The sequence below is a fragment of the Mycobacterium sp. ITM-2016-00316 genome, from assembly GCF_002968335.2.
GTDB lineage: Bacteria > Actinomycetota > Actinomycetes > Mycobacteriales > Mycobacteriaceae > Mycobacterium.
Genome location: NZ_CP134398.1, coordinates 4,027,923 through 4,053,010, shown reverse-complemented (window position 1 = coordinate 4,053,010; position 25,088 = coordinate 4,027,923). Strand labels below are relative to the sequence as shown.

Below are 25,088 nucleotides of genomic sequence, written 5' to 3'. Positions count from 1 at the left end.
GTCGCACCGACCGCAGCCGTGCCGAGCACCTCACGGAATGGCGGCCGAACATGTCGCCACCTGAAGGAGGCGGTATGGCTGGTTTCGATGACGCGACGGTTGATGACGGGCTGGTGCAGTTGCTCCGCCCCGACGGGACGCCGAGCGACGAACACCGCTACCGCCGCGACCTGCCGCCCGAGACGCTGGCCTGGCTCTACGAGCAGATGGTCGTCACCCGCGCACTGGACAGCGAGTTCGTCAACCTGCAGCGCCAGGGCGAGCTCGCCCTGTATGCCTCCTGCCGCGGACAGGAGGCAGCCCAGGTCGGCGCGGTGGCCTGCCTGCGCAAAACCGACTGGCTGTTCCCGCAGTACCGCGAACTCGGCGCATTCCTGACCCGCGGCATCGCGCCCGCCCACATGGGTGCGGTGTGGCGCGGGACCTGGCACGGCGGGCTGTCGTTCACCGACAAGTGCTGTGCGCCCATCTGCATCCAGATCGGCACGCACGGCCTGCACGCGGTGGGTGCGGCGATGGCCGCCCAGCGCCTCGGCGAGGCCTCGGTGACGGTGGCCTTCATGGGCGACGGCGCCACGTCCGAGGGTGACGCCCATGAGGCGCTGAACCTCGCCGCCGTGTTCCAGGCGCCGTGCGTGTTCTTCGTGCAGAACAATCAGTGGGCCATCTCGGTACCCGTCGCCCGGCAACACGCCGCGCAGTCGCTGGCGCACCGCGCGGCCGGGTACGGCATGCCGGCCGTCCGCGTCGACGGCAACGATGTGCTGGCCTGTTTTGCGGTGATGAGCCAGGCCGCGCAGCGCGCCCGCGACGGGGGCGGGCCGACCTTCATCGAAGCGCTGACCTACCGGATGGGGCCGCACACCACCTCCGATGATCCGACCCGCTACCGCTCGGCCAAGGAAGTCGAGCAGTGGGCGGCCCGCGACCCGATCCAGCGGTATGAGACGTATCTCAAATCCGTTGGGGTGCTGACGGATCGGCTCACCGAGCGAGCCGAGGCCCGGGCGGCGCGGCTGCGCGGTGAGTTGCGCGACGCCCTCGTCGGCGCACCCGATATGGACATTGCCGAGGTCTTCGACACCGTCTATCACGAGATCACCCCGGAGCTGGCCAGACAGCGCGATCAGCTACTCGTCGAGTTGGGTAAGGACTGAGGACATGACCCAGATCATCGAACGGTCCTCGATGCACGGTGACGACCTGCCCGAACCCCGGCCCTCGTTGTTGACGATGACGATGGCACAGGCCATCACCCAGGCGCTCAACGATGCAATGGCGGCCGATGACCGGGTGCTGGTGTTCGGTGAGGATGTCGCGACGCTGGGCGGGGTCTTCCGGGTGACCGAGGGTTTAGCCGAAACCTTCGGAGACCAGCGGTGTTTCGACACGCCCCTGGCCGAATCGGCGATCATCGGTATCGCCATCGGGATGGCGGTGCGCGGGTTCGTGCCGGTGCCCGAGATCCAGTTCGACGGATTCTCGGCCCCGGCCTTCGACCAGATGGTCAGTCACCTGGCCAAGTACCGGATGCGCACCCACGGCGATGTCGACATGCCGGTGACGGTGCGCATCCCGTCCTTCGGCGGTATCGGTGCGGTGGAACATCATTCGGAATCCACCGAGAGCTACTGGCTGCACACCGCGGGCCTGAAGGTGGTCGCGCCCTCGACGCCGTCCGACGCGTACTGGCTGCTGCGGCAGTCGATCACCTGCCGGGACCCGGTCATCTATCTGGAGCCCAAACGCCGGTACTGGACCAGGGGCACCGTCGACACCGAGACGCCGGCGTTGCCGTTCGGGCGCGCAGCGGTGGTGCGCAAGGGCTCCGATATCAGCGTGCTGACCTACGGCGGATTGGTGGACACCGCGCTGAGCGCGGCACAGCTGGCCACCGAACAGCATGGCTGGGATCTGGAGGTGATCGACCTGCGGACGCTCAACCCACTGGATTTCGACACCGTCGCCGACTCGGTGCGCCGCACCGGCCGCTGCGTGGTGATGCACGAAGGCCCCCGGACCCTCGGGTTCGGCGCCGAGCTCGCCGCGCGCGTCTCCGAGGAACTCTTCTACGATCTGGAAGCTCCGGTGTTGCGCGCCACCGGATTCGACACGCCCTACCCGCCCGCCCGGCTGGAGAAGATCTGGCTGCCCGGGGTGGACCGCCTGCTGGACTGTGTGGAGAGGTCGCTGGGCCATGAGTGATACCGATGGGCCGCAGCTCCTCGAATTCCGCGTCCCCGATCTCGGCGAGGGTCTGGAAGAAGCCACCATCACCGGCTGGTCGGTGGCCGTCGGTGATGAGGTGGCGCTGAACCAGACACTGTGCACCCTGGAGACCAACAAGGCCGAGGTGGAGATTCCCAGTCCCTACGCCGGTCGCGTCGCTGCACTCGGTGGGCAGGAGGGGGACACGCTGGCCGTCGGTGCGGTGCTGGTGCGCATCGCCGGGGCGGCGCAGAAGTCGGTGCTGGTGGGTTATGGCACCGATGACCGGATGGATACCTCCCGGCGGGCGCGGGCCAAGCCGCCGGTCCGCAAGCTGGCCCGCGAACTTCAGGTGGACCTCACCGAGGTGGCACCGTCGGGCCCGGATCGCATCGTCACGCGCGATGATGTGCTGGCTGCGGCGGCCACCCCGGACATGCAGGTGCCCTCGGGCGTGCAGGCCGAGATGGCTAGGCGGATGACGTTGTCCCGCAGCCAGATTCCCGACGCGCATGCCGGTGTGCAGGTGGACTGTGCTGCGTTGCTGAGGCTGCGGGATCGGCTGCAGGTCACGCCGTTCGTGCTGACCCTGCGGCTGTTGACCCTGGTGCTGCAACGCCATCCGCTGCTCAATGCGACATGGGTGGACACCACCGACGGCCCGCGCATCCACCCGCATTCGGCGGTGCATCTGGGTATCGGGGTTGCCACCCCACGTGGGCTGCTGGTACCGGTCGTCGCCGACGCCCAGAAGCGCAATACCCGCGAACTCGACGCCGAGGTCAACCGGTTGATCGATGGTGCGCGTCACGGCGGGCTACGCCCGACCGAGCTGATGGGCTCGACGTTCACGGTGTCCAACTTCGGGGCGCTCGGTCTCGATGACGGGGTACCGGTGATCAACTACCCGGAGGCGGCCATCTTGGGTATGGGTTCGCTGAAACCGCGGGCAGTGGTGATCGACGATGTGGTGGTCGCCCGCCCGACCATGTCATTGACGTGCGCCTTCGATCACCGCATCGCCGATGGCGCCCAGGTCGCGGCGTTCCTGACCGATCTGCGTGAGCTGATCGAAACCCCCGAGCTGGCGCTGGCTGACCTGTAGCCCTGCCGACGTCGTCAGCTCTTCTTGGCCGCGGCCAGCCGGCTCTGGAACTCCGGTGATTCGATGGACCGCGCCTGTGGGGTGATCTCCACGTCGACGGCGATTGCGTGCTGCGCGCTGTCCACAAATCCCGGGTTGGCGGTCGCGCGCATCGACGCCTTGGTCGCGATCACCACGTCACGGGGCGCGGAGGCCGGGCCGGCCGCGAGTTGCTGTGCCGCGGCGACCGGATCGTCTGCGATTTCGAGGGCCAAGCCGTAGCGCACCGCCTCGTCGGCGTCGAAGCGTTTGCCGAACAACAGCGCAGCGCGCGCCACCTGGGGGCCGACACCGCGTTGCAGCATCCAGGTCGCACCGCCGCCGGGGTGGATGCCGAGCTTCTGGAAACGTGGATCGAAAAGCGCTGCGGGACCGGCGATTCGGACATCGGCTGCGAGTGCGAGGTTGAGTCCTGCGCCGACGGCGGCGCCGTTGACCGCAGCGATGGTGGGCAACGTGCAGTTGGCGACGGCCAGGAACCCGTCGTAGATGACCCGCAGTCCTTCCTCGGCGGCTTCACCGAGTGCGGTCAGGTCCGCACCCGCGCAGAACGCCTTGCCCGCGCCGGTCACCACGACGGCATGCACATCGGTGTTTGCTTCGGCGGCATCGATCGCGGCACGCAAGGCTGCCGAGATTTCGGCGGTCACCGCGTTGCGACGGTCGGGATCGTTGACGGTGACGGTGGCGACGTGATCGGCGACGTCGACGAGAACGAGGTCTGACATGGCATCAGGCTACGTACCGGGTGTGGTGCCTGGAGCCGGAGGTCGGTCGTGTCGCCGGAACGCCTGATCAGCTGCGTTGTCCAGGGATTTTGCCCCCTTCTGTCACAGCCCCGGATCTCCTTTGCATCGGAACGGTAACCGTCCCATCTGTCGCGCCGGGAAGTTGCATGGATGTCATTTACCTTTCTCCCTGACTGCGACGTCAATATGAAAGCGCTTGGGGATGACATGGTGAGTAAGTCGAATCGGCTGGCCGTCAGCATGATTGCTGCGGCGGCATTGTGCACGCCGCCTCTTTTGCTGAGCGCGGTGGCTCAGGCTCAACCGGCGTTGCAGTCGAGCGCGGGTGGTGTGCCCTGTGTCGGCATGGTGCAGCAGCTGGCTGCCTCCCCGCCCGATGTGGGTCAGTCGCTGCAGGGCATCGCGGCACCGTTCACCGGTGCCGGCACCCCGCCTGTGGTCATCCCCCCTGCGACCGCGGCCGGCGCGATTCCCGCCGCGGGTGCGGCCGGGGGCACCGCGGGCGGCGCCGGCGGCGCTGGTGGGGCCGGTGGGGCCGGTGCGGCCGGTGGCGGTGCGGGTGGTGCGGGCGCGGCCGGCGGTGCAGCGGGTGGCGCAGGCGGTGCCGGTGCGGGCGCGGCCGGCGGTGGTGCGGGCGGTGCGGGTGCGGCCGGCGGTGGTGCGGGCGGTGCCGGTGCGGCCGGCGGTGGTGCGGGTGGAGCCGGCACCGGCGGGGCCGGCGGTGTCGGTGCACCTCTGGCAGGCGGCGCGCCCATTGCGGGTGGAGCACCTCTCGGTGCACCGCTGGCGGATGCCGCGGGCGTTGCGGGTGGAGCCCCGGCCGCAGTCGTGGATACCGCGGGCGCACCGATCCCCGGTGCGGTCGGTGATGGTGCACCACTCGCCGACGCCGCTGCACATGTCGGCCAGGGTGGTGTGCCGGGCGCCGGTGGTGGCGAAGGCGGTGGTGGCGGCGGTGCGCCGGGTGGCGGAGTGATTCATCCCGCGGCCGCGAATGTCGGGCCCGCCGGTCCGCCGGCCGGCCCGATCGTCGATGCCGCTGCGGTCGTCCCGCCGGCAGTTGACGCTGGTGTTCCCGCTGCGGCAGTCATCGATGGCGCCGCGGCTGCTCCCGCGGCTGCCGCACCGGTGATCGGTGGCGGTGAAGGCGCGGCTCCTGCCGCCGCGATCGGTGGCGGTGACGCCGGTGCAGGCGCCGGTGGTGCCGGAGGCGGTGGAGCTGCAGGTGGTGGGGCTGGTGCCGGTGGTGGTGGCGCGGCTGGCGGCGGTGGAGCCGGCGCTGGTGGCGGCGGTGGCGCTGGTGCCGGTGGCGGTGGAGCTGCAGGTGGAGCGGGTGGTGGCGCGGTTCCCGTCGGAGCAGTGGTCGAAGGGGGTGCCGGTGGCGGCGGCGTAGGCGGTGCTCCGGTCGAGCTTGCCGTGGCTGCGCCTCCGGTTGAGGTTGCGTTGCCGCCGGTTGAGGTGGCTGCGCCGCCGGTTGAGGTCGCGTTGCCGCCGGTTGAGGTGGCTGCGCCTCCTGTTGAGGTTGCGTTGCCGCCGGTTGAGGTCGCTGCGCCTCCTGTCGAGGTTGCGTTGCCGCCCGTCGAGGTGGCCGCGCCTCCGGTGGAAGTGGCGGCACCTCCGATCGAGGTTCACGCGCCGCCGGTCCAGGTGGCCGGGCCCCCAGCCGAGATTTCTGTGCCCGATATCGACATCGAGGTACCCGACATCAGCATTCCGGGCATCGATGTGCCCGGCGGTGCCGGCGTTCCCGGGGGAGTTGTCGGTGGCGCCCCCGGTGCCGCGGTCGGCGGTGCACCCGCAGCAGTGGTCGCTGATGCAGGAGCCGCGGCCGCCGCGCCCGGTGGTGCTGTTGTCCAAGCTGCGGCACCGGCGGTGGCCGGAGGCGGTGCTGCCGGCGGCGGTGCCGCGGGTGGTGCCGGAGCGGCAGGCGGAGGAGCCGCCGGTGGCGGAGGTGCCGCCGGTGGCGGCGCTGGTGCAGGTGGTGCCGGAGCGGGCGGCGCAGGTGCCGGTGGAGATGTGGGTGCTGTCGGCGGCGGTGCCCCGGCAGCCGGTGGTGCGGGTGGCGGAGCCCCTGTAGGCGGCGGTGCCGCAGGCGGTGCTCCTGCAGGTGCCGGTGGTGGCGCTCCCGTCGGTGGAGGTGCCCCGGTTGGTGGTGGCGCTCCCGTTGGTGGAGGTGCCCCGGTTGGTGGGGGTGCGCCCGTTGGTGGCGGCGCCCCGATCGCGGGCGGCGCGCCTGCCGGTGCTCCGTTGGTGGATGCAGCCGGTGTACCTGCGGGCACTCCGTTGGTGGACACGTCGGTGGTCGGACCGTTGATGGCCAACACCGGACTCAACGGAGGAATCCTCGACAATGCCGCAGGCGCGGCACCCGGCGGCCTCGCCGCTGCCGAAGGTGTCATCGCCCAGGGCTCCGGCGGTGGCGGACTTCCGCTCGCCGATGCCGCGGGCACCGGTGGTGGACTCCCGCTCGCGGACGCAGCCGGTGTCGGCGGCCCAGCCGCCGGTGCGATCGAGGACGCGGCCGCGGTGGCGATCCCCGCGGGTGACGCGGGAGCCGGAGCCGGCGGTGCCGGAGCCGGTGGTGGCGCTGGAGGCGCTGGCGCCGGCGGCGGTGGTGGCGCCGGTGGTGCCGGAGCGGGTGGCGGCGGCGGAGCGGCCGGCGGTGCAGGTGGCGGCGGCGCGGGTGCCGGTGGAGCGGGTGGCGGCGGCGCGGCGGGCGGCGGTGCAGGTGGAGCCGGAGCTGGTGGCGGTGGCGGTGCAGGCGGTGCCGGAGCGGGCGGTGCGGGTGCCGGTGGCGGTGGCGCTGCCGGTGGTGGCGCGGCCGGCGGTGGCGCAACGGGCGCAGCCGGAGCGGGTGGCGCCGGAGCCGGTGGCGTGAACGCCGCGGTCGTCGGGCCGCTGATGGCCAGCACCGGCGGACTGGGAGCCGTGCAGGCCGTGACCGCACCCGCGGTGGCAGCCGTTCAGGCGGCGGCCCCTGCCGCCGCAGTGGGAGGCGGCGGTGCAGGCGTGAGCAGTGGTAGCGGTGCGGCCTTCGCCGGGATTCCCGGCGTCATGGCACCCGCAGCCGGCGCGGCATCGGGTATTCCGGGGATGGTCATGGCGCCGTTGGCCGGTGTGACCGGCATCCTGGCCGAGATGCTGCCGCAGCCCTCACTCGGCATGCCGAGCGGAACAGGTCTGACCGGCATGCTGCCGACACCCCAGCTCAACATGCCTTCGGTGAGTGGACTCCCGGTGCCGGTGCCCACACAGGTGTCCATGCCGACCGACCTGGTCTGTGAGGGTGTGGCCGGATGGTCGTTGTCGACGCCGGGAACCGGCAGTGTGATGCCGGACGCCACGGCAGCGGCAACGGTCCGGCAGGACGACTGGGACCAATCACCCAAGCGTGCAGGTCAATAGGTAGCGGTAGTACAGAGCACGCCGGATCACGGCGCCCGGCAGCACGTCGCCGGCCACGCGTCGAATCTCATCGAGAGACTCACGCGGGTCGGCGACGGCCACGCCGATATCCGGGACCTCGGAGTGCCGCCACGACCCGACACGCACCGCCGGCAGGCAGATCGCCGACCAGATCCAGTCGCGGACAGTCTTGTTCGCGCTGAGCCCCACGACGGCGATGGTGCCGCCCGGCTGCAGCATGGCGCGCGCCCGGACCAGCGCCGCCCGGGTATCCATATGGTGCAGGCTCGCCACGAAGGTGATCAGGTCGAATCGCTGCGAACCGGGATCGAAGGCTTCGAAGGTGGATTCACGCACCTGAACCCCCGGCAGCGCGCCGAGTCGCTCGCCGGCCCGTTGCACCGACGACGGGTCGGGATCGATCGCGGTGACGGTGCGCGAGACCGTTGCCAGCCGTTGGGCCAGCAGCCCGTCGCCGCAACCGACATCGAGCACATCACCCGCTCGTTGTGCGGCGATGCCGAGCAACCACGGGTGGTAGGCCGTGTTGTGGTTCCAGTACCGGTCGTCGGATGCTCCCATGCCCACCCACTGTGCCAGCGCCGCCAACGAGGTGCGCCGGCCGCCGGCAGCGCCGAAGAGATCACCCTCGATCAGGCCCGGGCCAGACGGTCCGGCGGTACCGCAGCCAGCAGTGCGCGGGTGTACTCGTGCTCCGGCGCGGCGAAAAGCTCAGCGGCGGGCCGGTACTCGACACATTCACCGGCGCGCAGCACCAGCACATCGTGGCTCACCCGCTCGATGACCGCCAGGTCATGCCCGATGAACAGGTAGGTCAACCCGAGATCGCGCTGCAGCTCCAGCAACAGATCGAGCACCTTGGCCTGTACCGACACATCCAGGGAAGCGGTGGCCTCATCGAGGATCAGCAGTTCGGGCTGCACGGCCAGCGCCCGGGCGATGTTCACCCGCTGGCGTTGCCCGCCGGAAAGCTCGTGCGGGTAGCGGGACGCGAACGACGCGGACAGGCCGACCGCATCCAGGAGTTCGCCGACCCGGGCGTCGCGCTTCGTGCGGTCCGCCACCAGGCGGTGCACGACGAGCGGTTCGGCGATCGAAGTCCCCACCGGCATGCGGGGGTTCAGCGAGGCGAACGGGTCCTGCATGACCAGGCTGATGCGCTGTCGTACGGTCTTTCGCTGTGCACCTGGCACATTCAGCACATCGGAGCCGTCCAGCACCGCGCTGCCCGATTCGGGCGCAACCAGGCCGGTGAGCGCCGAGGCGACGGTGGACTTCCCCGAACCGGATTCGCCCACCAGGCCCAGGGTGGCACCCCGGCGAATCCGGAACGACAGATCCTTGACCGCGTGCACCACCGACCTCCCCGTCGGGGTACTCACCGGGAACCGGATGTCGAGGCCGTCGACGTCGAGCAGCACCGGCGCGTCGGACGCCGCGGCGGGCGGTCCACTGCCGCCCAATACCGGCCGGGCGCTGAGCAATTCGCGGGTGTAGGGCTCGCGGGGCTGATCGAAGATCTCGTCGACGCTCGCCTGCTCGACGATCTCCCCGCTGCGCAGCACCGTGACGGTGTCGGCCACCTCGCCGATGACCCCGAGGTCATGACTGATCCACACCACCGCGGTCCCGAAATCGCGCTGCAGGTCCCGGATCAGTTCGATGATCTGGGCCTGGGTGGTGACGTCGAGCGCGGTGGTGGGCTCGTCGGCGATCAGCAGTTCCGGATCGCAGGCCAGCCCGATGGCGACCATCACGCGTTGGCGCTGCCCGCCGGAGAGCTGATGTGGATAGCTGCGCAGCCGGTTCTGCGGTTCGGGCAGACCGACGGCCTCCAGTAGTTCCAGCGCCCGGGTGTGGGCCTGTCTACGCGTCTGATTCTTGTGCGTCTCCAGGGATTCGGTGATCTGGCGTTCCACCGTCAGCAGCGGGTTCAGTGAGGTGCCCGGATCCTGGAAGACGAACCCGATCCGGCCGCCGTGCACCCGGCGCAGCGAGCGTGCCGACGCGCCGACGAGTTCCTGGCCGCCGGCGAGCATGCTGGACCCGCTGACCTGGGCGCCCGGCGCGTCGAGCAGTCCGGTGGCGGCCAGCACGGTCATCGACTTGCCGGACCCGGACTCACCGACGATGCCGAGGGTCTGTTCGGGTTCGACGGCCATCGACACCTCGCGCACGATCTCCCGACGCCCGATGCGCACCGCCAGCCCGCTGACGGCAAGCACTGAACCACTCATCGCCGCCTCCGCGCTTCGATCATGGTGCGCTGCTTGGGGTCCAGGACATCACGAAGGCCGTCGCCGAGCAGGTTGCAGGCCAGCACGATGACGAAGATGGCCAGACCCGGGAACACCGCCATCCACCAGGCCAGCGTGACGAAACCCTGGGAGTCGAAGATCATCCGCCCCAGCGATGGTTGCGGAGGCTGTAATCCCAGCCCGAGGAAGGACAGCGCCGCCTCCGACAGGATCGCGAAGGCCAGCGACAGCGATGTCTGCACGATCAGCGGGCCGGTGATGTTGGGCAGGATGTGCCGGGTCAGGATGTAACCCGAGCCGGTGCCCATGGTGCGCGACACCGCCACATACGGCTCCACCCGGACCGAGAGGGTGCTGGCGCGGGTCACCCGCGCGAAGATCGGCACGTAGACGACGCCGATCGCCAGGATCGTGGTGGTCAGGCCCGGCCCGAGGACGGCGACGATGGCCAGGGCCAGCAGCAGCACCGGGAACGCGAACATCACATCGACGATCCGCATCACCACGGTGTCCAGCCAGCCGCCGCGGTAGCCGGCCAGCACGCCCAGCGTGACACCGACCATCGCGGCAAAGGCGACACTGACCACCGCCACCTTCATCGACGCCTGCACGCCCATCAGCACCCGTGACAGCACATCGCGGCCCAGTTCGTCGGTGCCCATCCAGTGCGCGCCGCTGGGTGGACGCAACGCCTGGGGCACATCGACGTCGTTGACGCCGTACGGCGTGATGAAGGAGGCGGTCAACGCGATGACGACGACCCCGGCGAGCACCAGCGCGCTCAGCACGGTCACCGGGTTGCCGGCCAGCAGCCGCCAGGCCCTGGTCCGCTGGTCGCCGGCGAGTCCTTGTTCGGTCATGACAGCCGGATCCTCGGATCGACGACCGCGTACAGCAGATCGACCAACAGGTTGACCACCAGGAACAGCACCGCCATCAGCAGGACCGCGCCCTGGATCACCGGGTAATCCCGCGCGGCCACCGAGTTGAACACCAACCGGCCCAGGCCGGGCCAGGCGAACACCACTTCCACGACGATGATGCCGCTGAGGATGGTGGCCAGCTGGATGCCGGTGATGGTGAGGATTGGGACCAGGGCGTTGCGCACGGTGTGGCGCATCGTCACCACCCGGGGTGGAAGGCCTTTCGAGCGGGCGGTGCGGACATACCCCATGGCGGTCACCTCCAGCACCGCCGACCGGACATAGCGGGTCAAGATGGCCGCTGCCACCAGGCCGACGGTCAGCCCGGGCAGGATGACGTGGCGCAGCCAGCCGCCCGGGTCCTCGAACAGCGGGCGGTACCCCGAGGTCGGCAGCCAGCCCAGCACCGTGGAGAACAACGAGATGAGCAGGATGCCGAGCCAGAAGTCGGGCACCGACACCCCGAATTGGCTTGTGATGCGCACGATCGCGTCGCTGGCCCGGCCTTCCCGTAGCGCGGAGTAGATCCCGGCGGGCAGCGCGATCGCCAGGGCCAGGGTGATGCCGACGAGCGCGAGGGACACCGTCGCCGGCAACCGCTCCAGCAGGATCTCGGTGACGGGGTCGCCGTTGCGAAAGCTGACGCCCAAGTTGCCGGTGGCCGCATGCCCGAGATAGCCGAAGAACTGGCCGATCAGCGGCTGGTCGAGTCCACTGGCCTGGTGCAGCGCCGCGTACGCCTCGGGCGTGTAGCGGGTGCCGAGTGCGATCCGCACCGGATCGCCGGGGACCAGGTGCACCAGCGCGAACACCACGATGAGCACACCCACCAGCACCACCAGCGAGTACGCCAGCCGCCGGGCCAGGAATTTGAGGACCGTCACCGCTGGCACCTGCTCTTCGCGCACGCGCTCATCGGTCCGCACCGCTGGAGTCCAGGACGGCGTCGCGGAACCGGATCGCCTTGTCGCGCCGTGCCTCGTACCCGGACAGGCCGGGGTTCCAGGCCTGCAGCACCGCCGGGTTGTACAGATACAGGTAGCTCACCTCATCGGCGATCAGGGTGGCCGCCTGCGCGTAATCCTCTTTGCGCGCTTGCTGGTCGGTCTCGGTGCGGCCCGCATCGAGCAATGTGTCCACCCGCGGGTCGGAGAATTTCTGGGCATTGCTGGTGCCGTTGGTGTGGTGCTGGGCGTAGTAGAAGTCGTCGGGGTCGATATTGCCCAGCCAACCCATCATCAGCATGTCGAACCGTCCGCTGTTCTGTTCGTCGAGCCAGGTGGCGAAGTCGACGGTGCGAATGTTCGCGGTGATGCCGAGGGGCGCAAGGTTGTCGGCGATCACCTGAGCGGCGGTGACGGTCTGCGGATACTCGGTGGTGACCAGCAGGTCCATGGTCGACGGTGTCACGCCGGCCTCCTGCAACAACGCGCGGGCCTTGTCCAGGTTTTGGCTGTAGCGGTCGTAGCGCACGAACCACGGGTTGCCTTCGGGGATGGCCAGTTGATTGGCCTGCGCCGTACCGTAACTGGTGGCCTGCACGATCGAGGGCCGGTCGATGGCATAGGCGACGGCCTGCCGGACGCGCACATCGTTCCACGGCGGCCGGGCCAGATTCATTGCCAGATACCAGTAGTCGTTGCTGGGTGTCTGGGCGAGGTGCAGCGAGTCGTCGTTGCGCAGCTGGGTGACCCGCTGCGCCGGCACGGCGTCGGTCCAGTCGACTTCACCGGCCTGCAGAGCGGACAGCGCGGTCGACGGTTCACTGATGAACCGGTAGGTCACCCCGGGAACCTTCGGGGCACCGCCCCAGTACCTTTCGTTGGCGCGCAGGGTGATCGAGTCACCGCTCTTCTGCCCGACGAAGGAGAACGGGCCGGTGCCGACCGGGTGCGTCGCGATCTGTCCGTCTTCGACATTGGCGCGCTGCACGATCGCCATCCCCTTGAATCCGCCGAGATTGGTCAGCAGATTCGGCCTCGGACGCGCCAGGGTGATGCGCACCGTGAGGTCGTCGGTGGCGCTGACATCGGTGATGGCACTGAACTTGTCGACGTTGGTGAGTTCCTCGTCGATGATGCGGCGGTAGGAGTAGACGACGTCGTCGGCGGTCAACGCACTGCCGTCGTGGAAGGTCACGCCGGGCCGCAGCCGGAAGGTCCAGACCAGCTGGTCCGGGGAGGTCTCCCAGGATTCGGCGAGCGCGGGGCGCATGTTCAGCTCGGAGTCGGGTTCCACGAGCGTGTCGTAGACGTTCTCCAACACTTCGAAGGAGAAGTAGGCACTGGTCTTGTGTGGATCGAGCTGGTCGGGTTCCCCCGAGATCGCGGCGATCAGATTGCCTGCGTCCTGGCCCAGATCGACGCGCTGACCGGTGGAGCATGCCGCACACGTGAGAACGACCATGGCGGCGAGCACGGCCGCGAACAGTCGCATATCCGTCACTTTCCGCCTCGGCCTACAGGTCGTCGACGTCTACCCGCCTCGTGGGGCTTTTACACTTTCCGGGGGTTCGGGCAGGTCAGGACGCTGCGGCCCGGGGTCGACCGGCTGACGAGCTCAGACGTCGCTGGTGGTGTACCGCGTCTTGACCGGAGGTGCGGTCAGCAACGCAGGCACCTCGGTGAGCTTGCCTTCGCCGGCCCGGAAGGCGCGGTAGGCCTCATCGTGGGCGACGGACTCCCAGAGTTCGTAGATCAGCCAGTGGTCCTCGTCGGTCTCGTCGACGAGGACATCGGTACCCAGATTGCCGGGGAACGCCCGGGTATCGGCGAGGGCCCGGCGGAAGATATCGCGCGCGGCGGCGACGGATTCGGGCTTGATCTTCAGTTCGAGGACAACGGTGACCCCCATGGACGACAACATACCGCCGCGCGTCACAGGCGTTGCAGCGTGATGACGGTGACGTCGTCGTCGGTTTCGCTGGATGCCAGTGCATTCGAGATTCCCGACGCGGACAGGTCACCGGCCTGGCCGAGCAGGCCGGCCAGCCTGGCCATCCCGTCGTCGATCGTCGAGTCGCGTCGCTCCACCAGGCCGTCGGAGAACATCACCAGGCCCTGTCCGTGTTCGAGGGTGAAGGTGCTCGGCACGTAGTGCACGCCCCGCACGCCGATCGGCGGGGACAGCCGCACCGGTGCCTGCTCGATCACCGGGCCGGTGCGATAGGGCATCAGGTGCCCGGCCGAGGCCGCCTCGACCTGCCCGGAATCCAGATCGACCAGGGCGGCGATCACCGTCGCGAACGTACGGGGCATCAGATGCAGGCTGAACGCATTGAGCTGACTCAAGGCCTGCGCCGGTGTGGCCCCGGCGAACAGTTGTGAGCGCAACGCACCCCGGAGTTGTGCCATCGCCCCGGCGGCGGGCAAGCCGTGGCCGGCGACATCACCGAGCAGCGCGATGAGCCGCCCGTCCGGGAGCTGGAAAGCGTCATACCAATCGCCGCCCACCCGGCCGCCGGCGGCGGGACGGTAGTCGGCCGACAGCTCCCAGCCCGGGACGGACGGCAAGGAGGCGGGTTGCAGGCTGCGCTGCAGCATCTCGGCGGCCCGCAGCGCCCCGCGGGTGCGGCGGTACAGCTCCTCGACGAGGTGGCGGCGGAGCGTCTCGGCGGTTTCGAGCTGGACCTGTCCCCAGGGCTCACCGCATCGTTGGACCACCTCGCGCCACCGTTCGAAAGACTTGCGCGGACTGAGCCGGACCCCGTCACCCTCCTGCACCGCGATGGCCTTGTTGTGCGGGTCGCCGCCCCAGTCCACCGCGCGCAATGCCTCCTGGCGGAACCAGATGATGTATTGCTCGTCGGGCAGGTTCAGCGCGAGGGCACCCGCCGCGGCACCGGGATCCAGTCCGGGGAAGTCGTCGGCCAAACATTCGGTGGAGGCGATTTCCGCACCGGCGCCCCGCGCCCAGGCCGCGACCTGTGCCACCACCTTTGCCTCCGGCACGGCCCCCCGTTCGTGGTACTCGCCGCCGAGGCTGACCGCCACGCCGGCGGCGGGCAGCAGGTCCAGCAGGCTGGGGGAGCGCAGCAGTGCCGACGCGACGGATTCACGCTCGTCCAGTGTTGCCGCGGTTACGTGGGCGAGCATGGACTGGGCTGCCAGGCGCTCGCGCAACTGGTCGTCGTCGAACCGGTCGATGAGGCGCAATGACAGTGTGGAACCGAGGAATTCGGCGGCGGCCCGGGCGCCGTACGGCGGCAGGTGCGGCCCGGCGTAGTGGTGGCACGCGATCAATCCCCAGAGCCGGCCGTGGCGCAGCAGCGAAATCGACATCGATGCGCGCACACCCATGTTCTGCAGGTATTCGATGTGGATCGGCGACACGCTGCGCAGGGTGGCGTGCGTGAGATCCAATGGGGTACCGCTGTCCGGGTCCATCGTCGGCACCAGCGGCGCCGGCGTGTAATCGACATCGGAGATCAGACGCAGCCAGTTCTTCTCGTACATGGCCCGGGCCTGCGCCGGGATGTCGCTGGCCGGATAGTGCAGGCCGAGAAAGGAATTGAGGTCAGCGCGCTTGCTTTCGGCAACGACTTCGCCGTTGTAGTCACGGTCGTAGCGGTACACCATCACCCGGTCGAATCCGGTGAGATCGCGGACCGCGCTAGCGGTGCTGTCATACAACTCGGCCGTCGACGAAGCCCGGTTCAACTCTTCGACTGAATTGCGCACCGCCTGATAGGTGTTCGGAAAAGAGAACGGCCTTGCCCCGTAAGCGATCTCGAGTTCGACAAGCAGGACGCCGCCCGCTTCGCGATTCAGCAGTGCGTCGAAGGCGAGTTGCCGCCCGGCCACGGTGAGCTCCAACTCCAGCGGATTGCGTTGTCGCAGATCGCCGAACGCCGCCGCAGACTGCTGGACCCGGGCGGCCTGCGCGGTACCGATCAGCGCTGACAGGTGCTTGCCCAGGACCTCGTCGACGGACACGCCGAGCAGATCGGCGACGTTCGCGCTGATCTGGCGGATCTCGAAGTCGGGCTCCCGGACCACCGCGAGCACCCCCCGCGGCTGGACGCTGCCCGGGATGTGGATCGGCTCGCGCGCACAGTTGTCCAGATCGATGGGTGTGCCGGCGGGCAGCAGATCTCCGGCGTCGGCGCCGTCAGTATTGTCACGCGAAATTGGTCCAACCCCCAGGTGCGATGCTGTCTTCCCGTCTCGAGAGTGCCAGGTCAGCGCTTGTCTGGTCGCACCGGCGTGGCGGTTGCCGTAGGCTCGCCATCAGCAAGCGTTCTAACTTGCCCGGTTGAGCCACAGCCCGCGAGACATTGCGCGACGAATCTACGCTTCCGCGAGGTATTCGATGACTCAGCAATTCGTATCCGGTCCATCGTCGTTGGTATGCACCGAGACGTGGCACGCCACGACCGTGGTGGTCAGCTGCTCCGGTGTGGTCGACATGCTCACCGCGCCGCACATGGGTCAGCTCATCGCGTCGGCCCTGGACAAGCGGCCCTCGGTGGTGATCATCGACCTGACCGAGACCACCATGTTCGCGTCCTGCGGTATGTCGCTGCTGGTCGAGACGCAGGAAAAGCTGTCCGAGGGCGCGTCGCTGATCGTCGTCGCCGACGGGCCCATCACCCGGCGTCCGCTGGAACTGGTCGGGCTGTCGGCGTTCCTCACCCTGCGCTCCACACTGGCTGAAGCGCTCGGAGAAGTGTCGGTCGTCGAGGGCTGAGACACCCGCACGCGCATCGTGCACGATGGCCCCATGACTGTCGTATTCGTGCATGGGAACCCGGAGACGAATGCCATCTGGGGGCCGTTGATCGACGCCCTCGGGCGTGACGATGTCGTCACGCTGTCCCCGCCCGGGTTCGGCGCCCCGCTGCCAGACGGGTTCGACCCCACCTACCTGGTCTACCGGGACTGGCTGGAACAGGAACTCGAACGGATCGAGGGGCCCATCGACCTGGTCGGTCACGACTGGGGCGGCGGGCATGTCGTCAACGTCGTCATGCACCAGCCTGAACTGGTCCGGAGCTGGGTCAGCGACATCGTCGGGGTCTTCGATGCCGAATACGTCTGGCACGACCTGGCGCAGATCTGGCAGACGCCGGGGGCCGGCGAGCAGCATGTCGCGGCGATGATGGCGGGCAGCGCCGAGGAGCGGATCGCGGCGGTGTCCGCCATGGGCGTCGGACCCGAGATCGCTCCGGCCCTGGTTGCGGCGCAGAACGCGGACATGGGCGCGGCGATCCTGCGGCTGTATCGCTCGGCGGCCCAGCCCGTGCTCGCCGAGGCGGGAGGCGCACTCGAAAACGCCGCAGCACGTCCTGGCCTGGCCATCCTGGCCACCGAAGACCACTTCGTGGGTTCCGAGGAGATCAGGCGCCGGGCGGCAGGCCGTGCCGGCGCCCGCACCGAGGTCCTGGATGGCTTGGGGCATTGGTGGATGATCGAGGATCCGGCCCGCGGCGCCGAGGTGCTCACCCGCTTCTGGGCCGCCCTCTGACGCTCGGCGAATAGGAACTCGGGGTCTGGTCGCCGTACCCTTGCGCGGTGACTGCGATCGATCCGGACAAGCTGCGCGCCTGCCTTCAGGTGCTGGCCGATGTCGAATCGCTGCCGCCGGAGCACCCCGACGCGGTCGCCGTCCGACGCGCCACCGCCGGCATCTTCAAGTCGGTGCGCAAGGCGCGCAGGCACGCCAAACGCGACGCGGTGGCCGAGGCCGACAAGGCCGTCATCGCCGCGACGGCCACCGGGGCGCCCGGGCGTATCGACGACGAGACCGCCGGCCTGCCGCTGGTGTCGTCGGTGACCGGTGCCTCCGCGGGAACCCTGCTGCGGTCGCGGGCCTGCTACATCTGCAAGAAGCAGCACACGGTCGTCGACGCCTTCTACCACCAGCTGTGTCCGGAATGCGCGGCGTTCAGCCATGCCAAGCGCGATGCCCGCACCGATCTCACCGGCCGCACCGCGCTGCTGACCGGCGGGCGCGCCAAGATCGGCATGTACATCGCGTTGCGCCTGCTGCGCGACGGTGCGCACACCACCATCACCACCCGCTTCCCGAACGACGCGGTGCGCCGCTTCGCCGCCATGGAAGACAGCGCCGACTGGCTGCACCGGCTGCGCATCATCGGCATCGATCTGCGAGACCCCGCCCAGGTGGTGGCGCTGGCCGACACGGTGGCCGCCCACGGCCCGCTGGACATCCTGATCAACAACGCCGCCCAGACGGTGCGCCGGGCACCCGGCTCCTACTCGGCACTCGTCGAGGCCGAACGCAGCGCGCCGCCGGAGCTGGCGAAGGTCGATGTGGTCAGCTTCGACCGGGTCAGCGATGCGCACCCGGCCGCTCTGGCGGGCAGCCTCGCCGACCACCAGACCCCGCATGCGCTCGCAGAACTGGCCTTGACGGCTCGCAGCGCCTCACCGGAACGGATCGCCGCGGGCACCGCCATCGATGCCGGCGGGCTGCTGCCCGACACGGCGCCGGTCAACAGCTGGACCCAGCGCGTGCACGAGGTCGACGCGATGGAGCTGCTGGAGGTGCAGCTGTGCAACCAGACCGCGCCGTTCATCCTGGTGAGCCGCCTGCGCCCGGCGATGGCCGCCTCACCGGCCCGGCGCAAGTACGTTGTCAACGTCTCGGCGATGGAGGGTCAGTTCGGCCGTCGCTACAAGGGCCCCGGGCATCCGCACACCAACATGGCCAAGGCCGCGCTGAACATGCTGACCCGCACCAGCGCCGCGGAGATGCTGGAGCAGGACGGCATCCTGATGACCGCCGTGGACACCGGCTGGATCACCGATGAGCGTCCGCACCCGACCAAGCTGCGGCTGGCCGAGGAGGGCTTCCATGCCCCGCTCGACCTGGTCGACGGCGCCGCCCGGGTCTATGACCCGATCGTGCGCGGTGAGGCCGGCGAGGATCTGCACGGCTGTTTCTTGAAGGACTACGCGCCCAGCGAGTGGTAGTTGCCCCCACTGTTCGCGAGATTGCAGATATCGCGTGAAAGTGCGAGTGGCTCGCGCAGAAACAGCAATCTCGCGGTGCAGGGGATTGCCACAACTGAAGTCCACTCTGCCTATTAACTTCACTTAGCTGCCGCCGTCGGTGCTCGTCGAGGCAACGAACGGACCTCGGAACCGGGTGTGGCGTTCTCCGGAAGTGCGTGTCGCCCTCGACGAACACGCCGGCCGGCGCGGCTGATCAGCTGTTTCCTGAGGGATTGCGCGCCCAGCGAGGCCATCGGGGATTGTCGGACCGACGCGCTACGGTGCACTCAAGAACGAGAAGCACACGGCAATTGATCGAAATGTAGTACCCCCGACAGGATTCGAACCTGCAACCGACCGGGTAGAAACCGGATGCGCTATCCGTTGCGCCACGGGGGCAAGTCGGACCACCGTAATTTACACCGCGGCGATGTCTTTGAAGAAACGGATGTGCACGACGTGGGCTGCTCGCACCGCATTCGACGAAATGGGCGATCAGTGGTTCGACATCACACCAAAGACAAGGGCGACCTCGGTGTCGCCAAAGCGCACGCCGACCTGGTGACCAAGGGGTTCTACGTGCTTTTCCCGACTACCGAGCACGCGCCGTTCGACCTCGTTGCGTACGCGGACGGTACGTTTCACCGGGTCCAGGTGAAATATCGGTCGGCGCGTGGAGGCGCTATCCACCTGAACCTCCGGTCCACATGGTCAGACCGCCACGGAGTTCATTCGACGCCCATCGACAAAGAAGCCATCGACCTGGTGTGCATCTACTGCCCGGAGACCGATGAGTGTTATTACATCCGGCCGATGGACCATGGCGCTTCTGTCAATCTACGGATCACGCCGACCAAGAACGGTCAGCAGAAACGAATCCTGCCGGCCGCATCATTCCGTGACCTGCCGGACAGACTCCCGAATCCTGCAGACGACATCCGCACCTCGGCGTGAAGCCGCGATGAATTCCGACGCCGCCGCCGGATGACAGCCACGAAAGCTGCGTCGCACCGCGGCGCCGCCGACTAGCGTGGACGCTGCACGGTGACCGCTGGTGGAGCGCCGTGCAGGAGGAGAGTTCGCGCGATGAGCAAGGTGCCGTTGGATGCGGCGGGGCTGCCCCAGAAACTGAACGGCGTCGACACATTGCTGCACCGCGGGGAGGCCAATCCCCGCACCCGGTCGGGCATCATGGGCGTCGAACTGCTTGACACCACCCCCGATTGGGAGCGGTTCCGCGCCGTGTTCGAGCAGGCGTCGCGCAAGGTGCTGCGGCTGCGCCAGAAGGTCGTGATGCCGACGCTGCCGACGGCGTCGCCGCGCTGGGTGGTCGACCCCGACTTCAACCTCGACTTCCACGTGCGACGGGCCCGGGTCCCCGAACCGGGCACCCTGCGCCAGGTGCTCGATCTGGCCGAGATCGCACTGCAGTCCCCGATGGACATCACCCGGCCGCTGTGGAGTGCCACCCTCGTCGAAGGACTGGCCGACGGCCGGGCCGCCACCATCCTGCACCTGAGCCATGCCGTCGCCGACGGGGTCGGCACGGTCGAGATGTTCGCCCACATCTACAACCTGGAACGCGATGTCGAGGTCGGTGAGCTTGCGCCCCTGCCGATTCCGCAGGATCTGTCGGCAAATGAACTGATGCGCATGGGCATCAACCGGCTGCCCATGAAGATCACCAACAGCATGCTCGGCCTGCTCGGCGGTGCGGTGCACGCGGTCACCAACGTGGTGCGTGACCCGGCCGCCGCGGTCAGCGGCGTCGTGGACTATGCGTTGTCGACCACCCGGGTGTCCCGGCCGGTCGCCGATCACTCGCCGCTGCTGCGCCGCCGCAGCCTCACCTCGCGCAGCGAGGCCATCGACATCGTGTTCGCCGACCTGCACAAGGCCGCCAAGGCCGCGGGCGGATCCATCAACGACGTCTACCTGGCCGGGCTGTGCGGCGCGCTGCGGTACTACCACGAGGCCCTCGGGATGCCCATTGACACCTTGCCGATGGCCGTCCCGGTGAATCTGCGCTCCGATGACGACCCGGCCGGCGGAAACCGTTTCGCCGGCATCAATCTCGCCGCGCCCATCGGCATCGCCGATCCGGAACGCCGGATCAAGGCGATCCGCTCGCAGATGACCAGCAAGCGCGAGGAACGCGCCATCGACATGGTCGGCACGATCGCGCCGATCGCGAGCTTCCTGCCCGACGCCGTTCTGGAATCGGCGGCCAGTTCGGTGGTGAACTCCGATGTGCAGGCCAGCAATGTTCCGGTCTACCCCGGGGACACCTTCATCGCCGGGGCAAAGGTGCTGCGGCACTACGGACTCGGCCCGCTGCCGGGGGTGGCGATGATGACGGTGCTGGTATCGCGCGGCGGTTACGTCACCGTCACCACCCGCTACGACCGGGCCGCTTTCGTCGACGACGCACTGTGGGCGGGCTGCCTGTTGCGGGGCTTCGACGAGATCCTGGCACTCGGCGGGGAAGGCCGGACCGTGCCGGCCTCCTTCGCCGACCCCGAAACCACTTCATCGAATGGGAGTGCTGCGCAATGAGTTCGGCGGACGGACAATCGGGCGGCTCGAAGATCATGCGGCTGCCCGGCACGGTGGCCGAGATCGAGGCTAGCCCCGAGGGGCCGCAGGTGGGTGCCTTCTTCGATCTGGACGGCACCCTGGTCGCCGGATTCACCGGCGTGCTCATGACACGAGATCAGTTGCGGCGCGGCCAGATGAGCGTCGGCGAGTTCATCGGCATGGTGCAGGCCGGCATCAACCATCAGCTGGGCCGCTCGGAGTTCGAGGATCTCATCGGCAAGGGTGCACGCATGCTGCACGGGAACTCGATCAGTGATCTCGACGAACTCGGCGAGCGGCTGTTCATCCAGCACGTCCGTGACCGCATCTACCCGGAGATGCGGGCCATGGTGCGCGCGCACCAGGCCCGCGGTCACACCGTCGTGCTGAGCTCCTCGGCGCTGACGGTGCAGGTGGAACCCGTCGCCCGGTTCCTGGGCATCGACAAGGTGCTGAGCAACAAGTTCAAGGTCGACGAGCACGGACTGATCACCGGCGAGGTTGAGGAGCCGGTCATCTGGGGTCCGGGCAAAGCTCATGCCGTACAGAAGTTCTCGGCGGCCAACGGTGTTGATCTGACCAGGAGCTACTTCTACGCCGACGGCGACGAGGACGTCGCGTTGATGTATCTGGTCGGCAACCCGCGGCCCACCAACCCGGCCGGGAAGCTGGCATCGGTGGCGCAGAAGCGGGGCTGGCCGATCCTGAAGTTCAGCAGCCGTGCCGGCAGCAGCCCGGTGTCCCAGCTGCGCACCCTGGCCAGCCTGGCGACCATCCCGACGGTCGCGGCGGGCGCCATCGGGCTGGGGTTGCTCACCCGCAACAAACGGGTGGGCGTCAACTTCTTCACCTCCAACTGGAGCAGGCTGCTGATGCTGACCACCGGCATCGAGCTCAACGTGCTGGGTGAGGAGAACCTGACCGCGCAGCGCCCGGCCGTGTTCATCTTCAACCACCGCAACCAGGCCGACCCGATGATCGCCGGCCGGCTGGTCAACGTCGACTTCACCGGGGTGGGCAAGAAGGAGCTGGAACGCAACCCCTTGATGGGTCCGCTCGGCAAGGTGATGGACGCGGCCTTCATCGACCGCGACGACACCCAGTCCGCCGTCGAAGGACTGCACAAGGTGGAAGAGCTTGCCCGCAAGGGACTTTCCATCCTGATCGCTCCCGAGGGCACCCGGCTGGACACCACCGAGGTCGGCCCGTTCAAGAAGGGTCCGTTCCGCATCGCGATGGCGGCGGGCATCCCCATCGTGCCGATCGTGATCCGCAACGCCGAGGTCATCGCGGCCCGCGATTCCAGCACCTTCAACGCGGGCAAGGTCGATGTCGCGGTGTACCCGCCGATCCCGACCGACGACTGGACCCACGACAACCTGGCCGACCGCATCGCCGAGGTGCGCCGGCTCTATCTGGACACCCTGCTGGACTGGCCGCGTGAGTCGCTGCCCGATGCCGCTGTCTATCAACGTATGCGGGGAGAAAAAGCGTGAAGCAGGTCGTCGAGGATTTCGCGAGCTTCAGCCCGACCGGCGACACCCTCGTGCTGGCCGCGGTGGCCTCGCCGGCCGAACAGGAATTGCTCGACGACTGGCTGCGTCAGCAGCGCCGGGACCGGCCCGAGGCCCGCGTCGAGGTGCTGCTGCTTCCGACGCATTCCGATGATCCGCCGGCCACCGTGATGGCCAGGCTGGTGGAACTGCTCTCGGCCGACCCCGGTCGATCGGTGGTGCCGGTCCGGGTTTTCTGGGTGCCCGGCGGTCTGCCCACCAGGTCCAAGGTGGTCGCGCTGATCTCCGGCCGCGACACCTACCGGCCGCCCGAGCTGCTGCAGCGGCGCATCCTGCGCAAGGATCCCGCGCGCGCCCGGGTGGTGGCCGGTGAACCCGCGAAGGTGTCCGAGCTGCGCCAGCAGTGGAGCGACACGACCATTGCCGAAAACCCCAGGGAGTTCGCCCGTTTCGTGATCCGCCGGGCGATCCTGGCGATCGAACGGGTGGAGCTGCGGCTGCTGGGGCCCGAATACAAGTCACCGCGTCTGGTCAAGCCCGAGATGCTGGCCTCGGCGCGGTTCCGTGAGGGCCTGGAGAAGATCCCGGGTGCCACGGTCGACAAGGCCGGCGAGATGCTCGATGAGCTGTCCACCGGGTGGAGTCGCTTCTCCGTCGACCTCATCCCGACCTTGGGCCGGGCCATCTTCAGCCGTGGCTTCGATCCCAGGATCGACTATGACAGCACCGAGATCGAATCGATGCGGCACAGCCTCGAAACCCACCCGGCGGTGCTGCTGTTCTCCCACCGGTCCTACCTCGACGGCGTCATCGTCCCGGTGGCCATGCAGGAGAACAGGCTTCCGCCGGTGCACACCTTCGCCGGGATCAACCTGTCCTTCGGCTTCATGGGTCCGATCATGCGACATTCCGGCGTGATCTTCCTGCGTCGCAAGCTCGACGATCCGCTCTACAAGTATGTGCTGCGTCAGTACGTCGGGTACATCGTGGAGAAGCGCTTCAACCTGAACTGGTCCATCGAGGGCACCCGGTCCCGCACCGGAAAGATGTTGCCGCCCAAGCTCGGACTGTTGTCCTATGTCGCCGACGCCTACCTCGACGGGCGCAGCGAGGACATCCTGTTGCAGCCGGTGTCGATCAGCTTCGACCAGCTGCACGAGACCGCCGAGTACGCCGAGTACGCCCGCGGCGGGGAGAAGACCCCGGAAAGCCTGGCCTGGCTCTACAGCTTCATCAAGGCGCAGGGCGAACGTAACTACGGCAAGATCTACGTCCGCTTCCCCGAAGCGGTGTCCATGCGCCAGTACCTGGGCGAACCCAACGGTCCCATCGCCCAGGACGAGGACACCAAACGGCTGGCCATGCAGAAGATGGCCTTCGAGGTGGCCTGGCGCATCGTGCGGGTCACCCCGGTCAATGCGACGGGACTGGTGTCGGCGTTGTTGCTGACCGCACGGGGCATGGCGCTCACCGTCGGGCAGCTGCACCACACCTTCCAGGACGCACTGGATTATCTTGAGCGCAAAGAGATTCCGATGACCAACAGTGCGCTGCGGCTGCGTACGCCCGAAGGGGTGCGCGCTGCGGTGGATGCACTCTCGGGCGGTCACCCGGTGACCCGGGTGGACGGCGGCCGCGAGCCGGTATGGCGGATCGCCAGGGACGACGAACATGAGGCCGCGTTCTACCGGAACTCGGTCATCTACGCGTTCCTGGAGACCTCCCTCATCGAACTGGCGCTCGCGCATGCCGCGCGCGCCGAGTCGGACTGGCTCGAGGTGTTCTGGACCCAGGTGATCCGGCTGCGCGATCTGCTGAAGTTCGAGTTCTATTTCGCCGACTCGGCCACCTTTCGGGAGAACATCACCACGGAGATGTCCTGGGTGCCGGACTGGGAGGAGAAAATCGCCTCGGGCCCGGACGGCATCGACGCTGTCCTGCAGACCAAGCGGCCACTGCTCGGTTCGGCGATGCTGCGGCCGTTCTTCGAGGCCTACAGAATCGTGGCCGATGTGCTGCGTGATGCCGCGGCGGAGATCCCGGAGGCGGAGCTGACCAAGCTGGCGCTCGGGGTGGGCCGCCAGTATGTGGCCCAGGCGAAGGTGCGCAGCGCCGAGTCGGTATCGGCGCTGCTGTTCACCACCGCACGCCAGGTGGCCGCCGATCAGGGGCTGCTACGCCGCGCCGATGATCTGTCGGAGCGGCGGACGGCGTTTCTGACCGAGATGCGCGGCATCCTTGCCGACATGGATACGGTCGAAGTCGCCTCCCGCGAGCAGTTCCTTGCGCGTGAGCGGGCCTCACGCCAGTCCGCGGGTCGCTGAGCGCGCC

The 25,088-nt window shown here is 68.6% G+C and carries 24 protein-coding genes and 1 tRNA gene; 16 read left to right on the top strand and 9 right to left on the bottom strand.

Going from position 1 to position 25,088, the window contains the following annotated elements:
• The first annotated feature begins 74 nt into the window (after positions 1-74).
• From pdhA to C6A86_RS19425, 3 genes are read left to right on the top strand one after another with little or no spacing between them, the layout of a single operon-like run.
• Entirely contained in the window at positions 75-1,157 is a 1,083-nt protein-coding gene (gene pdhA, locus C6A86_RS19435) for a pyruvate dehydrogenase (acetyl-transferring) E1 component subunit alpha (RefSeq protein WP_105365389.1), read from the top strand.
• A gap of 4 nt (positions 1,158-1,161) precedes the next feature.
• On the top strand, positions 1,162-2,205 hold the full coding sequence (locus tag C6A86_RS19430) for an alpha-ketoacid dehydrogenase subunit beta (RefSeq protein ID WP_105365390.1): 1,044 nt from the start codon (positions 1,162-1,164) through the stop codon (positions 2,203-2,205).
• Positions 2,198-3,313: a dihydrolipoamide acetyltransferase family protein gene (locus C6A86_RS19425; protein ID WP_105361436.1), complete on the top strand. Its 1,116-nt coding sequence runs from the start codon at positions 2,198-2,200 to the stop codon at positions 3,311-3,313. Before C6A86_RS19430 ends, C6A86_RS19425 begins: the two co-directional genes overlap by 8 nt.
• Positions 3,314-3,327: 14 nt before the next feature.
• Here the strand turns inward: C6A86_RS19425 and C6A86_RS19420 are convergent, their stop codons facing one another.
• Positions 3,328-4,080 carry an enoyl-CoA hydratase gene (locus C6A86_RS19420; RefSeq protein WP_105361435.1) on the bottom strand — a complete coding sequence of 251 codons (753 nt, stop codon included), beginning with the start codon at positions 4,078-4,080 and terminating at the stop codon, positions 3,328-3,330.
• Between the two features lie 439 nt (positions 4,081-4,519).
• On the opposite strand from C6A86_RS19420, the gene C6A86_RS19415 reads away from it, so the two are divergent.
• The 6 genes from C6A86_RS19415 to C6A86_RS19390 all read left to right on the top strand — a co-directional run bounded on the left by C6A86_RS19415 (position 4,520) and on the right by C6A86_RS19390 (position 7,506).
• The gene (locus C6A86_RS19415) at positions 4,520-5,077 is read left to right on the top strand and encodes a hypothetical protein (RefSeq protein WP_311100834.1); all 558 of its coding nucleotides are present in this window, start codon (positions 4,520-4,522) and stop codon (positions 5,075-5,077) included.
• A gap of 165 nt (positions 5,078-5,242) precedes the next feature.
• On the top strand, positions 5,243-5,494 hold the full coding sequence (locus C6A86_RS19410; protein WP_311100833.1) for a hypothetical protein: 252 nt from the start codon (positions 5,243-5,245) through the stop codon (positions 5,492-5,494).
• A 342-nt stretch (positions 5,495-5,836) separates the two neighbouring features.
• Positions 5,837-6,178 carry a hypothetical protein gene (locus tag C6A86_RS19405; RefSeq protein WP_311100832.1) on the top strand — a complete coding sequence of 114 codons (342 nt, stop codon included), beginning with the start codon at positions 5,837-5,839 and terminating at the stop codon, positions 6,176-6,178.
• An 18-nt stretch (positions 6,179-6,196) separates the two neighbouring features.
• Positions 6,197-6,415 carry a hypothetical protein gene (locus C6A86_RS19400; RefSeq protein ID WP_142406831.1) on the top strand — a complete coding sequence of 73 codons (219 nt, stop codon included), beginning with the start codon at positions 6,197-6,199 and terminating at the stop codon, positions 6,413-6,415.
• Between the two features lie 36 nt (positions 6,416-6,451).
• Positions 6,452-6,979, top strand: a complete 528-nt coding sequence (locus C6A86_RS19395) for a hypothetical protein (RefSeq protein WP_311100831.1) — start codon at positions 6,452-6,454, stop codon at positions 6,977-6,979.
• Positions 6,976-7,506, top strand: a complete 531-nt coding sequence (locus C6A86_RS19390) for a hypothetical protein (protein ID WP_158263272.1) — start codon at positions 6,976-6,978, stop codon at positions 7,504-7,506. The genes C6A86_RS19395 and C6A86_RS19390 overlap by 4 nt, the downstream gene beginning before the upstream one ends.
• On the opposite strand, the gene C6A86_RS19385 is transcribed toward C6A86_RS19390, so the two are convergent.
• The 7 genes from C6A86_RS19385 to C6A86_RS19355 all read right to left on the bottom strand — a co-directional run bounded on the left by C6A86_RS19385 (position 7,483) and on the right by C6A86_RS19355 (position 15,852).
• Positions 7,483-8,088 carry a bifunctional 2-polyprenyl-6-hydroxyphenol methylase/3-demethylubiquinol 3-O-methyltransferase UbiG gene (locus C6A86_RS19385; protein ID WP_105363775.1) on the bottom strand — a complete coding sequence of 202 codons (606 nt, stop codon included), beginning with the start codon at positions 8,086-8,088 and terminating at the stop codon, positions 7,483-7,485. The genes C6A86_RS19390 and C6A86_RS19385 overlap by 24 nt on opposite strands.
• 71 nt (positions 8,089-8,159) lie before the next feature.
• The gene (locus tag C6A86_RS19380) at positions 8,160-9,764 is read right to left on the bottom strand and encodes an ABC transporter ATP-binding protein (protein WP_105363761.1); all 1,605 of its coding nucleotides are present in this window, start codon (positions 9,762-9,764) and stop codon (positions 8,160-8,162) included.
• Positions 9,761-10,645 (bottom strand): ABC transporter permease, encoded by an 885-nt coding sequence (locus C6A86_RS19375; RefSeq protein WP_105363762.1) that lies wholly within the window; start codon positions 10,643-10,645, stop codon positions 9,761-9,763. Before C6A86_RS19375 ends, C6A86_RS19380 begins: the two co-directional genes overlap by 4 nt.
• On the bottom strand, positions 10,642-11,592 hold the full coding sequence (locus C6A86_RS19370) for an ABC transporter permease (RefSeq protein WP_105363776.1): 951 nt from the start codon (positions 11,590-11,592) through the stop codon (positions 10,642-10,644). Before C6A86_RS19370 ends, C6A86_RS19375 begins: the two co-directional genes overlap by 4 nt.
• Positions 11,593-11,620: 28 nt before the next feature.
• The gene (locus tag C6A86_RS19365) at positions 11,621-13,144 is read right to left on the bottom strand and encodes an ABC transporter substrate-binding protein (protein WP_105363763.1); all 1,524 of its coding nucleotides are present in this window, start codon (positions 13,142-13,144) and stop codon (positions 11,621-11,623) included.
• A gap of 123 nt (positions 13,145-13,267) precedes the next feature.
• Positions 13,268-13,561: a putative quinol monooxygenase gene (locus C6A86_RS19360; RefSeq protein ID WP_105363777.1), complete on the bottom strand. Its 294-nt coding sequence runs from the start codon at positions 13,559-13,561 to the stop codon at positions 13,268-13,270.
• Between the two features lie 23 nt (positions 13,562-13,584).
• On the bottom strand, positions 13,585-15,852 hold the full coding sequence (locus tag C6A86_RS19355; protein ID WP_396835360.1) for a SpoIIE family protein phosphatase: 2,268 nt from the start codon (positions 15,850-15,852) through the stop codon (positions 13,585-13,587).
• A gap of 166 nt (positions 15,853-16,018) precedes the next feature.
• Between C6A86_RS19355 and C6A86_RS19350 the strand changes: the two genes are divergently transcribed.
• From C6A86_RS19350 to C6A86_RS19340, 3 genes are read left to right on the top strand one after another with little or no spacing between them, the layout of a single operon-like run.
• Positions 16,019-16,396 carry an STAS domain-containing protein gene (locus C6A86_RS19350; RefSeq protein WP_105363765.1) on the top strand — a complete coding sequence of 126 codons (378 nt, stop codon included), beginning with the start codon at positions 16,019-16,021 and terminating at the stop codon, positions 16,394-16,396.
• Between the two features lie 33 nt (positions 16,397-16,429).
• Positions 16,430-17,173: an alpha/beta fold hydrolase gene (locus C6A86_RS19345; protein ID WP_105363766.1), complete on the top strand. Its 744-nt coding sequence runs from the start codon at positions 16,430-16,432 to the stop codon at positions 17,171-17,173.
• Between the two features lie 47 nt (positions 17,174-17,220).
• Positions 17,221-18,645, top strand: coding sequence for an SDR family oxidoreductase (locus C6A86_RS19340; protein WP_105363767.1), 1,425 nt, complete (start codon positions 17,221-17,223; stop codon positions 18,643-18,645).
• A gap of 347 nt (positions 18,646-18,992) precedes the next feature.
• Here the strand turns inward: C6A86_RS19340 and C6A86_RS19335 are convergent.
• Positions 18,993-19,065: transfer RNA gene (locus tag C6A86_RS19335), tRNA-Arg, on the bottom strand.
• On the opposite strand from C6A86_RS19335, the gene C6A86_RS19330 reads away from it, so the two are divergent.
• The 4 genes from C6A86_RS19330 (at position 19,039) to C6A86_RS19315 (ending at position 25,081) form a co-directional block, all read left to right on the top strand.
• Positions 19,039-19,620 carry a group I intron-associated PD-(D/E)XK endonuclease gene (locus C6A86_RS19330; RefSeq protein WP_233213036.1) on the top strand — a complete coding sequence of 194 codons (582 nt, stop codon included), beginning with the start codon at positions 19,039-19,041 and terminating at the stop codon, positions 19,618-19,620. The two genes, C6A86_RS19335 and C6A86_RS19330, sit on opposite strands and share 27 nt — an antisense overlap.
• Before the next feature lie 132 nt (positions 19,621-19,752).
• Positions 19,753-21,222 carry a wax ester/triacylglycerol synthase family O-acyltransferase gene (locus tag C6A86_RS19325; RefSeq protein ID WP_105363769.1) on the top strand — a complete coding sequence of 490 codons (1,470 nt, stop codon included), beginning with the start codon at positions 19,753-19,755 and terminating at the stop codon, positions 21,220-21,222.
• Positions 21,219-22,739, top strand: a complete 1,521-nt coding sequence (locus C6A86_RS19320; RefSeq protein ID WP_199196225.1) for an HAD-IB family hydrolase — start codon at positions 21,219-21,221, stop codon at positions 22,737-22,739. The genes C6A86_RS19325 and C6A86_RS19320 overlap by 4 nt, the downstream gene beginning before the upstream one ends.
• On the top strand, positions 22,736-25,081 hold the full coding sequence (locus tag C6A86_RS19315; protein WP_105363770.1) for a glycerol-3-phosphate 1-O-acyltransferase: 2,346 nt from the start codon (positions 22,736-22,738) through the stop codon (positions 25,079-25,081). Before C6A86_RS19320 ends, C6A86_RS19315 begins: the two co-directional genes overlap by 4 nt.
• Positions 25,082-25,088: the final 7 nt, after the last annotated feature.